The following is a 12,790-nucleotide window of genomic DNA, read 5'->3' as shown; positions in this document are numbered from 1 at the left end:
ATGCTGAACGTGATTGTCGACGGGCTGTGGCGTGAGGGGGATAAAAGCCTTGCCGTCAGGCTGGTGGCCGCAAACGGCGAAACGCTGCCGTCCTGGCAGCCCGGCGCGCATATTGATGTCCACCTGCCCAGCGGCGTGGTACGCCAGTACTCCCTGACCGGGGCATGTCAGGACGAGAGCTATCTTATCTGCGTGGGGCGTGAAGCCGCCTCGCGCGGCGGGTCGCGCTACGTTCACGAGACGCTGCGTCCCGGACAGACGCTTTCGATCTCTGCCCCGCGCAACCTGTTTCCGCTACATCAGGCTGAGCGGGTGTTGCTGCTGGCGGCGGGGATTGGCATTACGCCGCTGTATGCGATGGCCCTGCAGCTGAAGGCGTCCGGTACGCCGTTTACGCTGCACTATTACGTCAAATACCGTCAAAGCGCGGCGTTTGCGCGCGAACTCTCGCAGCATGGTGAGTGCATTATTCATACCGCCAGCCCGCGATCCACCCTGGCAGAGCACCTTCCCGCGCCCGAGGCAGGTTTGCGCGCCTGGGTGTGCGGACCGGCGGGCTTTATGGAAAAAGTGCGTGAGGTGGCGACGGCGAAGGGATGGGAGGACGACCATATCCACAGCGAGGCGTTTCAGCCCGCTGCGCCTGTCACGGGCGGTATCGCGGGCGAGATCTTTACGGTCAAACTCGCCTCCACCGGGGAGCGCTGGCCGGTTCCTGCGGATAAAACCATCGCCCGGGTACTGCAGGAAAACGGCGTGGACGTGCCGCTGTCCTGCGAGATGGGGATCTGCGGTGCCTGCCTGACGCCAGTGATTGACGGCGTGGTGGATCACCGGGATAGCGTGCAGTCGGAGGCGGAAAAAAGCTCGCCGGACCAGCAGGTGGCGCTGTGCTGTTCTCGGAGCCATTCCAGGGAGCTGGTGATTGGGCTGTAAAACGAAATAAATATCCTCCGGCACAGCCGGAGGTTTTTCAGATGTGCCGGTAAGGCTTTGTTATCAGACGCGTCCCGGCTGCCACGCGTAATCAATATGGTTGGCCTGCTCGCGCGCCAACGCTTCATCGCCCTGCAATCGCGCCGCCAGGGTAAAAGCGAAATCAAATACTTTACCCAGCCCGCGGCCGCTCAGCAGATTGCCATCCTCCACCACGTCGGCGTTGACGTACATGCCATCGCTGACCGTTTTCCACAACTCGCCGGAGCAGACATAGCGACGCCCCTTCAGCAGTCCGTTGCCGCCCAGCACGCGAGCGGCGGCGGAGCAGATCGGGCAGATATATTTGCCCGCTTCATCGTGGCGGCGGACGAAGGCAATAACCTCCGCGCTTTTCGCCAGGTTAACGCTGCCTTGCGGGCCTCCCGGTAACACCACGGCGTCAAAGGTCTGGTCGAGGCTGACCTGCAGAGTGCTGTCCGCCATCACAGAGATGGCGTGATAGCTCACCACTTCGCGACTCTCGCCACAGGCAATCGTCTGCACCGTAATATTCAGGCGGCGCAAAATATCGACAGTGACGATCGCTTCCCCCTCTTCAAAACCGGGGGCTAATAGCACAGCTACGCTTTTCATCTTGCTCTCCATTGCTTAAGGGTTACCAGTACGGATGCCAAATCTGTCGCAGCCGCGCCAGCAGCTCAAGATAGAAATAGTCACCCCAGCTACAGCACTGATCGACGCCCTTACCGCTGCCCATGTGATAAACCGAGTGCTGCAGCAGCCCTTCGGTCGGATCGTCGTCATGGGCAAGGTAGTTATCGGTCAGCGACTGCGCAATACGCAGCGCCATCTCTTCATAATACGCGCGGTGTGCGTCGAGCGTCGGCAGCGCCTTGACCAGCTCAAGCAGGCCACAGGCGGCAATCGCCGCCGCTGAACTGTCGCGCACGGCGTCGGTACCGAGCAGGGCCAGATCCCAGTGGCAAATATCATCTTCCGGCAGACGGTTGAGGAAGTAATGCGCCAGGCTGCGTGACAGCTCAACCATCTGCTTATCGCCGGTGTGCTGATAGCTGAGCAGAAAGCCGTAAATGCCCCATGCCTGGCCGCGCGACCAGCACGAGGTATCGCTGTAACCCTGATGGGTATTGCCAAAGCGCGGCTCACCCGTCTGCACATCCATATAGTAAGTGTGATAAGTCGAGGCATCTTCACGCACGATATACTTCGCTGCCTGTCCGGCGTGCGCCGTCGCCGCTTGCGCATAGCGCGGATCCCCGGTCTGTTCGCTGGCCCAGTACAGCAGCGGCAGGTTCATATTGCAGTCGATGATCATTCGCCCCTGCTGCTCCGGGTCGTTTAAATCACCCCAGGCCTGAATAATGTTGGCCGTCGGATTAAAACGCTCCATCAGGCGCTCTGCCGCCAGCAGCGCCGACTTGCGAGCGGCTTCGTTGCCGGTGAGCCGCCAGGCGCTGATGCAGGAGAGCGAATAGAGGAACCCGAGATCGTGCGTTGCGGTGTCGATGCGCTGCTCAATACGCCGGGCGAACGACGGTAAATAGCGCTCGGCGGCTTCGCGATAATGCGCTTTGCCGGTCATCTCCCACGCCAGCCACAGCTGGCCGGGCCAAAAGCTGGTGGTCCACTCCACGTTATCGGTGCGCGGCCAGACACCCTTCTCACAGGCTTCGCCGGGGAACTTATCGCCGAAGGCGACAATATTCTTGTCGAGCTTGCGCGTGACGCGGGATAACGCCGCTTCCAGCTTCTGGCTCAGCGCCAGGCGATCGACCTGATGCAGCTCGATCGGCCGCAGCGCTTCGGTGATAACAGATTTGGTCATAACAACTCCTGAATTAATGTTTGGCCGGTTCAACCGGGGCGGTATCTAAAGCCGGAGCAAAGGGTCGTGAGTCATCGCGCGTCGACTGGCAGCGCGACAGCGTAAAGGCGGAAATCAGCGTAAATATCAGGGCGCAGCAGCCCATCAGCAGATAGGTATGCTCAAAGCCTATCCTGTCGTACAGGTAGCCGGCAGGCGGGGCGACCACAATCGAGCCAACGTAAATCATCGCCTGGTAGCCCAGCAGGTACATCGTGGCGTTAACCCGACGATGGAAATGTTCGGCGATGTATTTGAAGACCGAAATCAGCAGCAGCGCGATCTCGACGCCATAAAACGGTTTGATGATGGAGATAACAATCGGGTCGCTGGTCAGTCCGGAGGCGATCAGCCGTGCTCCGACCACACAGCCGCAGAACAGCAGGCCGCGCTTAGCGCCGTAGTGGTTCACCAGCCACGGGATAAACATCATCATCACGAACTCCATCCCCGACTGGACGGTGCTCAGGTAGCCGTACCAGGCATTCCCCTGCTCTTTGGTGGCGAAGAACGACACGAAGTAGCGCGGGAACTGCTGCTCGGCGATAAACATCATCCACGCCACCCCGGCGACGTAGAGGCTGAACATCCAGAATTTGCGGTTTTTCAGCAGCATCAGCACGTCGGCAAAAACGATCTTATTGGCGGAAATGACGCTGTTGTTGCGCAGCTGCTCGTCGCCGATTTTGAGGCTAATCAGCACCAGCAGCATCACTACCGAGGTACCGCTGCTGAGCAGAAAGTTGGCCAGCGGCGTGACGTTAAACAACAGCCCGGAGACCGAAGCCGCCATCGCCCAGCCCAGCGAGCCCCACATTCTGATGCGGCCAAACTCCAGCCCGTACAGGCGGCTAAAGCGGTCGGCGTAAGATTCAGACGCCGCCACGCCGGCGTACCAGCCCAGGCTCAGATACAGCGCGCCGATGATAATCCCCGCCATCGCATGGCTTTGCAGCAGCGGCTGGTATACCAGCGCAAAAAACGGCGCCATCAGCGCAGAAATGGCGCAGACAAAATAGAGCAGCCACTTGCTCATGCCGATTTTGTCCATGATGTAGCCGTACACCGGCTTCAGGACCACCGCGAAGACGCCATTAATAGCGAACACGCTGCCGATGGTGACGCTATCAAGGCCCACTTTCTGGCTCAGCCACAGGGCATACAGGCCAAAGCTGGATGACCACGTGAAGAAGTAAAGGAAAATAAAGGTACTCATTTTGTACTGCGCGGCGCGTACGGACGATGATGTGCTCATAGTGATGCCTCCGGAGCCAGAACGAGCGTCGTTTCTTGTCGTGCCGTCACGAAGCGTACCGCGTCATCGCTAATGATGGCCTGTGGGCAGCGTTGCGGATCGAAGTCGGCGGCATTTCCCGCCCACACCGCGCTGATTAACACATGCTTGCCGGGGTCGAGTTCACCGCGCAGCAGCGGCACCGCCGCGCGCTCGGCGAACAACAGATTGCTGTTTGGCGGCGTCAACACCGTCTCGCCGCGGCGGGCGTGCGGATGGAGACAGAAAATGGCTGATACATCCCGGACATTGCGTAACCAGCAGGCGCTGTCACTCTCGTGGACCTGCGGCTGCGGGCGGTTTGCCAGGCTAAAGCCACCTTCCGCGCAGTCCAGCGCGCGCCGGGTATCGATACGATGGACGCGCAGCTGCCAGTCATCCAGCGCCAGCAACCAGGTCTCAATCACCACATCGCGCCACGGCAGCCAGCGGCTGTAAATGGTGCCGTTTGCGGTGACCACGTGCTGGCATTCGCGGCGGCCACGCCAGTAGTTATCCTTTTCGGCCAGCAGCAGCATCGAATCAGGCGCAGCATGGTTCAGGCCGTAGCGCCCGCGTTCAATGGTGAAGCCAAAGCGGGTGGAATAGGCAAATTTGCAGTATTTCGCTTCGGTATTGACGAAGTTGTTCAGCTCCAGCTGGCCGGAAGTCAGCATCCACAGGTGGTCGGCCTGATGCACCACCACCTGATCCGCGTGGGCTATCGTGTGCTGCGCGGGCAACGGCGGCAGCGGCAGCTCAGCCGCCTGCCAGAAGGCATCGCACTTATCTAATGCCAGCACCAGCAGGGTCTTCAGGCCCCAGTACGGTGAACCCGGCGCGTTGTAGTCTTCCGCCATCGCCAGATTCGGATAGCTGTAGCCGACGCTGAGTACGCCGTCGCGGTCGAACATCGGCTGCTTCAGCCACCAGCGCAGATGGCGCAGAACGATGCCCTTAATCACGCCGGGCGAAAAGACCTCCAGCCCGGCGAAGGCCGCCGCACTCCAGAACGCCGCCTCAGCAAAGCGGTAGGTCAGGCTTCGGCCAAACGGGATCGCCGCGCCATCTTCGGCAAAGAAATGGATGAAGTCAGAGGAGAAACGCGCGGCCCGGTCACGCAGTGTTGCACAACGCTTTGGATCGACCCCGGCCATGAGCTTCGCGTAAATCAGGCCATAGAAATGGAAGCCCATCGAGATGTAATAGTCGCGCGGCCGTCCCGGACCATCGGAGTACCAGCCATCGCCGAGGTAGTAGTGCTCCATGGCAGCAAAATGAGCTTCCAGCGCCTGCGGGTTGGTTGGCATGCCGCAATAATGGAAGCCGACCTGCACCAGAATCGGAAAGTAGTGCCAGTTGTTATCGGGGATATCCTGAGTCTCACACTGCTTTAGCCAGCACCATAAATTCTCTTTCTCCGTCTCGGTGAAGTGTGCCAGTACGGTTTCACCCGCCAGCGCCAGCAGCAGCCCGTAGGCCGCCATCTCGACGATTCGCTGATCGTAAGACCCGACGTCGCCCCAGTAATCGGCATGGTGCGGATTGGTGCCGTTTTTTATTGCCTGTAAATAGAATGAGAAGTGCTGCGGCTCGCTGCCGCCAGCCAATAGCGGCGTCACGCCCCACAGCAGGCGGGAAAACGTTTCCATACTCGCGACACGCTGGCCGTAGTGAGCGGTAAAGTTCGCTAAATCAATGCGACTGGCGTCTTTTTTAAACCAGGGCGCCACCGCGTTCAGCATGTCGTTGACCAGCCGTAGCACCTCTTCCCGGCTTGTCAGTGGATTATCCAGATGAATATTTTCAGGTTGCACAGGGTCCTCCCGCATTACACGAGGGTAGAGATAACTTATTGTTATTAGGCTTTTTAAAGCCACGAGGGCGACGTCTGAATGAAGAGTATCTGCTTTTATTCCCGGCGCTGAGTGAGCAGACTCACAAAATTAAACCGCCATTTCATTTTTACTGGATTTTGTCGAACGCGAGGGGGATAAATTACAAATGATGGCCTAAAAATTTAAATCTGTTGTTCTGGAGGTAAAATGGGTGAAGCGCAGCTGCTGGAACGCATTACGCTCGATCGGCAGGCCATTTCTTTCAACCGCATGTACACCACCAGCGCGATTTACTACCACTGGCATCAATGCGTTGAATTGCTCTATATCTCCAGCGGCTACGGCATCGTGGTGGTGGATAATCAGCACTACACCGCCCGTCCGGGGCGATTATTTATCTTCCCACCCTTCCGCTTGCACAAAGTGCAGGTGGATCATAGCGATAAGAACCCCTATCACCGCACTACCATGCACATTGAGCAATCGGTCGTCGAAAGTGCGCTCAGCGCCTTCCCGCGCCATCAGGCCCGGTTCGCCGCGCTGGCCGCCAGCAATCTGCCAGCACAGATTTACGATCTCAGCAATCACGCGGCGTTTATCGAGAGGATCCTTGAACAGTTTCAGCGCCTGGAGGGCAACGAGCAGACCGAGGCCTGCGAGGTTGCATTTTTGGTGATGCAGCTCATGACGTTTCTGCCCGAGCAGCCGCAGCCCTACCCTCCGCGCCAGCAGACCGTCGCCTCGCGGATTATGAGCTGGGTCGAAGCCCACTATGCCAGCAAGTTTTCGCTCGACCAGCTAGCGCACGACCTGGGGCTTTCGCGCAGCTATACCTCACGCATTTTCCGCCAGCAGACCGGCGGTACCATCCACGAATATTTGCTGACCCGGCGAATAAAAAGCAGCTGCGAGCTGTTACGGTACAGCGATGAGCCTATTGACGCCATCGCCCTGGCAGTCGGGTTTAGCGAGGTGACCTATTTCATCACCTGCTTTAAAAAGATGATGCGTCAGACGCCACTGCAGTATCGACGCAGTATCCGCTGCACCAGAATTCCCTGTTAGGGCGGTTTTAACAAATCAAAGGGGATTTTGAACGCTGGATCAAAGCGGACGGGTTTGCTGAACCTCCAGCCTGGCCGGGGGTCTTCTGTGCACAAAAAAACCCAGGTCGCATAACGACCTGGGTTTCGAATTTGGCGGAAGCGTAGAGATTCGAACTCTAGAACCCTTTCGGGTCGCCGGTTTTCAAGACCGGTGCCTTCAACCGCTCGGCCACGCTTCCAAAGTGAGGCGCACTATAAACATCTATTAGCGCCTTGTAAAGCAGGAATTTTTCTATTTTTCCCCACAGGCGTTTGACTGCGCAAAAAGTCACCCGGACGCCGCCCTTCCATCGCTTCCTCCTACCTTGTACATACCGTTACACAGCAACGCTCATTCTTTTAAATCACCGTGGTATAGAATGCCCCAAAAATAGACGGTCAATTGTTGTTTAATTGTAATAAACCCGGGTAACGCGGGTTTTAACGCATTACCGCCATATAACCTTACTGGTTGATGATGAAAATCAAAAATACGTTTTGCTTACATATCCTGATGGCGGTTTTGGCCATTTTAGCCCTGAGCTTTCACCCGCTGGTGACAAGCTTTGATCCGCCGCTTACATTCCAGCCGTTGATCAAATCCATGGCGGGGACGGCTAAAGAACAGGCGGAAAAAATAGCCACCATTTCTCATGCCCTCGAAGGGAACGCTATTTTTTTCATCGGTGCGTCTGAGGTTGCCACCTCAGAAGATGAACATTACGCCGTATATAATTATTTTAATAAGCAATTACACCAGCCCGTCGTGGCCTATGGCGATGCGTTTGTCGATGACGAAACGCAATTTTTACTTCTCTCGCGTTTTAAAAATAGCCTTAATGCAAACAGCAAAGTGGTATTGCTTCTCGCACCCGATGCCTTTTACTCAAAAGGTCTGCCGCCCGCTATCTATGCGGATAATTTCCCGGGTTCTGTTTTTAATCCTCTGATGAAAGATCCGCAAGCGCGTCCGATACTGGTGAATGACGTAAAGCATATTGATCCTAAAGGGATAAGCCATTTAACCTTTGGCCAAATGCGTATCTACGGCTGGCACCCCGACCTGATTTGGGATGAACTCAGTTTTCAATTTGCAAATTTTTGCACCCTGATAAAAAACGACTGGCTGTCGCTGCTCAACATTACGCCAAAAACGGCGCAACCCTGGCCGCCGCAGCCAACCACCCACATTGCCCCTGACTGGGATAAAGAGCTGGCGAATGCCCGCGAGTTAAATAAAAAACGCCAGCAGAGCGCGGCCACCCTGTGGATGGACAAAACGATTTACGAGGAGGACGGTACACGGCAGCAGTGGGATGACACGCCGGTCGTACCTGCGCAAATCGCCGCATTCAGAAAAACCGTCCAGCTGCTGAAAGACCGTCACGTGCAGGTGATTGCGATCGTCGACCCGGTAAACCCCTGGGCGCTTTACAATACCGACACCTTCCGCCCGGTTGATAAGCAAATTCAAACCATTCTGAAAGAGAACCAGATCCCTTATTTAGATATGTACGCCATGCCTTATCAGAATGGCTGGAACTGGGATCGTTTGCACCCTTCCGAACTGGCCTGGGTTCCTATGATTCGCTTCATTGCACAGAGCTTTAAATAATGAAAATCGCGATCCGTCTTTTTTTCCTTTATCTCCTGCTGGCGATCACCATCGTCGCGTGGACCGCTGTCGATGACAGCATGAGTATGCAGCTGCATTTTGAATATCAAAAGTTCTGAGGCCGAATGATGTATAGCTCAGGAATGTTTTTTGTGTATTTGTTTTCATCCGCCCTGGTGTTTGCGCTGGTCAATCGCGTATTACGTCATCGTCTGACTTATTTATCGGCATTATCCGTCCTGGCTGCATTAGGCTGGGGCTATATTTTTCAGGGTGATTACCGTGTTCCCGCGGTCGTTTTTTTCAGTTTTTACCTTGTCGCCACGTTAAAAGAAAAAGGATGGTTAAAAACCTGGCAGGCTATTGTGTTAACGCTGCTTCCTTTATTTTTGGTGAAATTGCACGTTAATCATCATCTCGGCATGATCGGCCTCTCTTTTATGACGTTCCGCGCGGTCGACGTTCTGCTCTATCGCAGTAAAAAAGAAGGGCAGAATTTCCTGCATTATTTCTGCTATCTGTTTATGCCTTTTATTATTCTGGCTGGCCCAATGTACCGCTGGCGGACATGGATGAGCGACGTCAGCAAGCCCGTCTTTGCCCTTAACCGCGAGCAGTTTTTAGTCGCGTTAGAGCAAATTATTACCGGCATTATCCAGAAGTTCCTGTTTGCTATGTTGGTTGATTCACTTGTCGTGCAGCCCTGGAGCCATAAGCCGTTTACGCTGACCGTGGGCGTGGTGATGTCGATTGCCTATAGCGCCTACCTCTACTTTGATTTTGCGGGCTACAGCAATATGGCCATCGGCGCAGGCCGCCTGTTTGGGTTGAACATTCCGGCAAACTTCAATATGCCGCTTCTGGCGAAAAATCCGCAGGACTTCTGGCGCCGTTTCCACATCAGCCTGTCTGAATGGCTGCGCGACGTGGTCTTTATGCCCATTTATATGAACCTGATGAAGTTTAACTTTTTCCGCCAGAACAAAACGCTGGCGCAAAATATCGGTATTTTTTGCACCCTGTTCTGCATGGGGGCGTGGAACGGCCTGGAACGCCATTACGTCATCAGCGGCGCGCTGTTTGGCGCGATTTCCGTCGCGCACAACATGCTGCTGTGGTCAGCCAAACGCAGCCCGGCGTTACAGCGCGGCTTGCAGTATCCGGCCGTTGCATTTTTAGGGCGAATTCTGACGCTGGGAAGCGCCGCGGGCTCCCTTTACATCTTTAGTGGAATGTCACCTCTATGAAAAATCACACCGATCTGCAGGAACTGCAGAATTTCTTGCGTGCGTCATTATACGATCCCGCCTCCCCGCAGCAGCTGGCCATCAGCGGCAGCGACGAGACCTTAAGCTGGCTGCAGCTTTCCGCTGCCGTGACGGACTGGGCACAGCGCTATGAGCGTTGCCAGCCTGTTGCCGGTACGCCGGTCGTATTGTACGGACACCAGCAGGCCGAGTTCGCCGTGGCGATTTATAGCTGCCTGCTGCACAACATTCCGTACATTCCGGTGGACTGCATTTACCCGCAGGAGCGCCTGCGGGAGATCTGCCATCTGGCCAGCGCCCCTTACTATTACGACGTGGCGACGCGGCAGTTCCTCGCCACCGGCGAGGCGGGCAAGGTGCTGGAGGAGCAGGATCTGGCCTATATCATGTTTACCTCAGGCAGCACCGGCAAACCGAAAGGCGTGCAGATTGGTCGTGAAAGCGTATGGCACTTCATGAAGTGGGTCAGCCAGGACTTTTCGCTGCCGGAAAAACCGGTGCTGATGAACCACGCGGTGTTCAGCTTTGACCTCTCCCTGATCCCTTTACTGGCGAATCTGGCGATGGGGGGCCACATCGTGCTGAACGCTAAAGAGGATATCCAGAAAGAGAGCTGGCTGGCACGGCTGAAAAGCAACGCGGTCTCCGCCTGGGTTTCCACCCCCTCTTTTGCCTACCAGCAGCTGCTTTCCCCGCACTTTAACAGCGAGTATTTACCTGCACTCAGCGTCTTTATCTTTATTGGCGAAGTGCTCAATAAAGCGCTGGTTAAACAGCTGCGCCGCCGCTTCCCGCAGGCCAGAATCATCAACTCCTATGGCCCAACGGAAGCGACCATCGCAACGACCGTGGTTGAAATCACGGATGAGATCCTGAATAGCGACAGCGCCGTGCTGCCGGTGGGGGTCATGATGCCTGACAGCCGAATGGAAATTTCCGCCGAGGGCGAGCTGATTATCTGGGGCAAAAACGTCATGCGCGGCTACCTCGGTTTACCGCAGGAGAACGCGGAAAAATTACTCCATCGGGAAAATGACGCGTTCCGCGGCTACCGGACCGGCGATCTGGGCTATGAAGACGGGCTTATCTACTGCCAGGGCCGCAACGACAGCCAGGTCAAGCTGAATGGCTACCGCATTGAGATCAACGAGATCGAAAACCGCCTGCTGGCTATGTCCGGCATCAGCGAAGCGGTGGTGATGCCGCTGATGAAACCCTGCGGCAGCGTGCTGCGCATCGCCGCGTTCTGCGTGACGGATATGGCACCGGATGCGATCAAAACCTCGCTGGCAAAGGTGGTTCCCCACTATATGGTGCCTTCACAAATTATCGTAAAAGACGCTTTGCCGCTGAATCCTAACGGCAAAATTGACCGCAAGCTGCTGGACGCTTACGCCCGCACACATTAATTATCCCAGGAAAAATGATGGAACAAGATATTCTCGCCCTGTTTGAAAAAGTGTTATCCCGCAAGGTGGGCTTTCACGATGAACTGATTGAATCTGACATTCTCGACTCCATTCTGGCGGTCGACATGGTGCTGGAGGTGCAGGACGTTTACGGCTGTACGATCCCGCCGACCGACGTGGCGACGGTGCTGAAAACCCCGGCAGATCTTGCCCGCTATATTGAAGAGAACCGTTAACGCCCGCTCCTCTGATGGCTCCGGGGATCTCACCGGGGCCCATCATTCGCTCTCCCCTTCTGGATATCTTTCACAGGAATGAAACCCACCGCTTTTACTATTTCTCCTACACTTTAGGGGTACTGTCGGTACGGGAAAAAAACAAGCCAACATCATCAGGACAATAATGGTTCGCTATGCGTTCAGCCAGCGATCGTTGTGTCTTTCACAGAGGAGTCTGCGGTATGGCATTCGTAACAACGAAAGACGGCGTCAACATTTACTACAAAGACTGGGGTCCGAAAGAGGCTCAGCCCATTGTTTTCCATCACGGCTGGCCGCTGAGTGCCGATGACTGGGATAACCAGATGCTCTTCTTCCTTGCAGAAGGCTATCGCGTTATCGCTATCGATCGTCGTGGTCACGGCCGTTCTGATCAGGTCAGTGAAGGGCACGATATGGATCATTATGCGGCCGACGCGTCAGCCGTGGTTGAAAGCCTGGACCTGCACAATGCCGTGCACGTCGGCCACTCGACCGGCGGTGGTCAGGTTGCCCGCTATGTTGCGAAGTACGGCCAGCCGCAGGGGCGCGTCGCCAAAGCGGTGCTCGTCAGTTCCGTTCCTCCTCTGATGGTCAAAACGGACACTAACCCCGGCGGGACGCCCGTTGAGGTTTTCGACGGCTTCCGTAAAGCGCTGGCGGCTAATCGCGCCCAGTTTTACCTCGACGTCGCCAGCGGTCCTTTTTACGGTTTTAACCGGGAGGGAGCCGAGGTTTCACAGGGTACGATTCAGAACTGGTGGCGTCAGGGGATGATCGGAAGCGCCAAAGCCCACTATGAGGGGATCAAGGCGTTTTCAGAAACCGATCAGACAGAGGATTTGAAAACCATTACGGTTCCCGTTCTGGTGATGCAGGGCGACGACGATCAGGTTGTGCCTTATAAGAATGCCGCCCTTCTGCAGGATAAGCTGCTGGCGAACAGCGTGCTGAAAATCTATCCGGGTTTCCCGCATGGGATGCATACCACCCACGCGGATACCATTAACGCGGACATCCTGGCCTTTATTCGTTCCTAGACGTCAGGCTTTCAGATACGCGCAAAAAGAAAAAACCCCAGCTTAACGAGTAAGCTGGGGTTTATATCTGGCGGAAGCGCAGAGATTCGAACTCTGGAACCCTTTCGGGTCGCCGGTTTTCAAGACCGGTGCCTTCAACCGCTCGGCCACACTTCCTGAGTGAGGCGAACTATAAACACCT

Annotated in this window: 11 protein-coding genes and 2 tRNA genes; 7 read left to right on the top strand and 6 right to left on the bottom strand. The window is 55.9% G+C overall.

Going from position 1 to position 12,790, the window contains the following annotated elements:
• Positions 1 to 936 carry a PDR/VanB family oxidoreductase gene (locus AC4ICF_RS08485; RefSeq protein ID WP_316380080.1) on the top strand — a complete coding sequence of 312 codons (936 nt, stop codon included), beginning with the start codon at positions 1 to 3 and terminating at the stop codon, positions 934 to 936.
• A gap of 63 nt (positions 937 to 999) precedes the next feature.
• Here AC4ICF_RS08485 and AC4ICF_RS08480 read toward each other — a convergent pair whose 3' ends face one another.
• The 4 genes from AC4ICF_RS08480 to AC4ICF_RS08465 are packed head-to-tail and all read right to left on the bottom strand — an operon-like array spanning position 1,000 to position 5,914.
• On the bottom strand, positions 1,000 to 1,572 hold the full coding sequence (locus AC4ICF_RS08480; RefSeq protein ID WP_316380079.1) for a DJ-1/PfpI family protein: 573 nt from the start codon (positions 1,570 to 1,572) through the stop codon (positions 1,000 to 1,002).
• A 22-nt stretch (positions 1,573 to 1,594) separates the two neighbouring features.
• A complete protein-coding gene (locus AC4ICF_RS08475) occupies positions 1,595 to 2,785 on the bottom strand; it encodes a glycoside hydrolase family 88 protein (RefSeq protein WP_316380078.1) in 1,191 nt (396 codons plus the stop codon).
• 13 nt (positions 2,786 to 2,798) lie between these two features.
• On the bottom strand, positions 2,799 to 4,079 hold the full coding sequence (locus tag AC4ICF_RS08470) for an oligosaccharide MFS transporter (RefSeq protein WP_192983003.1): 1,281 nt from the start codon (positions 4,077 to 4,079) through the stop codon (positions 2,799 to 2,801).
• Positions 4,076 to 5,914 carry a DUF2264 domain-containing protein gene (locus AC4ICF_RS08465; RefSeq protein ID WP_316380077.1) on the bottom strand — a complete coding sequence of 613 codons (1,839 nt, stop codon included), beginning with the start codon at positions 5,912 to 5,914 and terminating at the stop codon, positions 4,076 to 4,078. Before AC4ICF_RS08465 ends, AC4ICF_RS08470 begins: the two co-directional genes overlap by 4 nt.
• A gap of 228 nt (positions 5,915 to 6,142) precedes the next feature.
• On the opposite strand from AC4ICF_RS08465, the gene AC4ICF_RS08460 reads away from it, so the two are divergent.
• Positions 6,143 to 7,000 (top strand): AraC family transcriptional regulator, encoded by an 858-nt coding sequence (locus tag AC4ICF_RS08460; protein ID WP_116340848.1) that lies wholly within the window; start codon positions 6,143 to 6,145, stop codon positions 6,998 to 7,000.
• Between the two features lie 132 nt (positions 7,001 to 7,132).
• On the opposite strand, the gene AC4ICF_RS08455 is transcribed toward AC4ICF_RS08460, so the two are convergent.
• Positions 7,133 to 7,220: transfer RNA gene (locus tag AC4ICF_RS08455), tRNA-Ser, on the bottom strand.
• Between the two features lie 278 nt (positions 7,221 to 7,498).
• Here AC4ICF_RS08455 and AC4ICF_RS08450 point away from each other — a divergent pair.
• The 5 genes from AC4ICF_RS08450 to AC4ICF_RS08430 all read left to right on the top strand — a co-directional run bounded on the left by AC4ICF_RS08450 (position 7,499) and on the right by AC4ICF_RS08430 (position 12,609).
• Positions 7,499 to 8,635, top strand: coding sequence for a D-alanyl-lipoteichoic acid biosynthesis protein DltD (locus AC4ICF_RS08450; RefSeq protein ID WP_116340850.1), 1,137 nt, complete (start codon positions 7,499 to 7,501; stop codon positions 8,633 to 8,635).
• Between the two features lie 128 nt (positions 8,636 to 8,763).
• Positions 8,764 to 9,882 carry an MBOAT family O-acyltransferase gene (locus AC4ICF_RS08445; protein WP_316380093.1) on the top strand — a complete coding sequence of 373 codons (1,119 nt, stop codon included), beginning with the start codon at positions 8,764 to 8,766 and terminating at the stop codon, positions 9,880 to 9,882.
• Positions 9,879 to 11,312 (top strand): AMP-binding protein, encoded by a 1,434-nt coding sequence (locus AC4ICF_RS08440; protein ID WP_316380075.1) that lies wholly within the window; start codon positions 9,879 to 9,881, stop codon positions 11,310 to 11,312. Before AC4ICF_RS08445 ends, AC4ICF_RS08440 begins: the two co-directional genes overlap by 4 nt.
• Before the next feature lie 17 nt (positions 11,313 to 11,329).
• A complete protein-coding gene (locus AC4ICF_RS08435; RefSeq protein WP_116340856.1) occupies positions 11,330 to 11,548 on the top strand; it encodes an acyl carrier protein in 219 nt (72 codons plus the stop codon).
• Positions 11,549 to 11,772: 224 nt separating this feature from the next.
• A complete protein-coding gene (locus AC4ICF_RS08430) occupies positions 11,773 to 12,609 on the top strand; it encodes an alpha/beta fold hydrolase (protein ID WP_116340858.1) in 837 nt (278 codons plus the stop codon).
• A gap of 68 nt (positions 12,610 to 12,677) precedes the next feature.
• Here the strand turns inward: AC4ICF_RS08430 and AC4ICF_RS08425 are convergent.
• Positions 12,678 to 12,765, bottom strand: a tRNA-Ser gene (locus AC4ICF_RS08425).
• Between the last annotated feature and the right edge of the window lie 25 nt (positions 12,766 to 12,790).

The sequence above is a fragment of the Enterobacter sp. ECC_219_Taxon_10 genome (genome assembly GCF_058354905.1).
This window is presented reverse-complemented; position numbering and strand designations above follow the sequence as displayed.

What these genes read in the sequence shown, in the direction of transcription:
- AC4ICF_RS08485 (WP_316380080.1), top strand. Translation starts at nt 1, where the DNA reads ATGCTGAACGTGATTGTCGACGGGCTGTGGCGTGAGGGGGATAAAAGC.
- AC4ICF_RS08480 (WP_316380079.1), bottom strand. Translation starts at nt 1,572, where the DNA reads ATGAAAAGCGTAGCTGTGCTATTAGCCCCCGGTTTTGAAGAGGGGGAA.
- AC4ICF_RS08475 (WP_316380078.1), bottom strand. Translation starts at nt 2,785, where the DNA reads ATGACCAAATCTGTTATCACCGAAGCGCTGCGGCCGATCGAGCTGCAT.
- AC4ICF_RS08470 (WP_192983003.1), bottom strand. Translation starts at nt 4,079, where the DNA reads ATGAGCACATCATCGTCCGTACGCGCCGCGCAGTACAAAATGAGTACC.
- AC4ICF_RS08460 (WP_116340848.1), top strand. Translation starts at nt 6,143, where the DNA reads ATGGGTGAAGCGCAGCTGCTGGAACGCATTACGCTCGATCGGCAGGCC.
- AC4ICF_RS08450 (WP_116340850.1), top strand. Translation starts at nt 7,499, where the DNA reads ATGAAAATCAAAAATACGTTTTGCTTACATATCCTGATGGCGGTTTTG.
- AC4ICF_RS08445 (WP_316380093.1), top strand. Translation starts at nt 8,764, where the DNA reads ATGTATAGCTCAGGAATGTTTTTTGTGTATTTGTTTTCATCCGCCCTG.
- AC4ICF_RS08440 (WP_316380075.1), top strand. Translation starts at nt 9,879, where the DNA reads ATGAAAAATCACACCGATCTGCAGGAACTGCAGAATTTCTTGCGTGCG.
- AC4ICF_RS08435 (WP_116340856.1), top strand. Translation starts at nt 11,330, where the DNA reads ATGGAACAAGATATTCTCGCCCTGTTTGAAAAAGTGTTATCCCGCAAG.
- AC4ICF_RS08430 (WP_116340858.1), top strand. Translation starts at nt 11,773, where the DNA reads ATGGCATTCGTAACAACGAAAGACGGCGTCAACATTTACTACAAAGAC.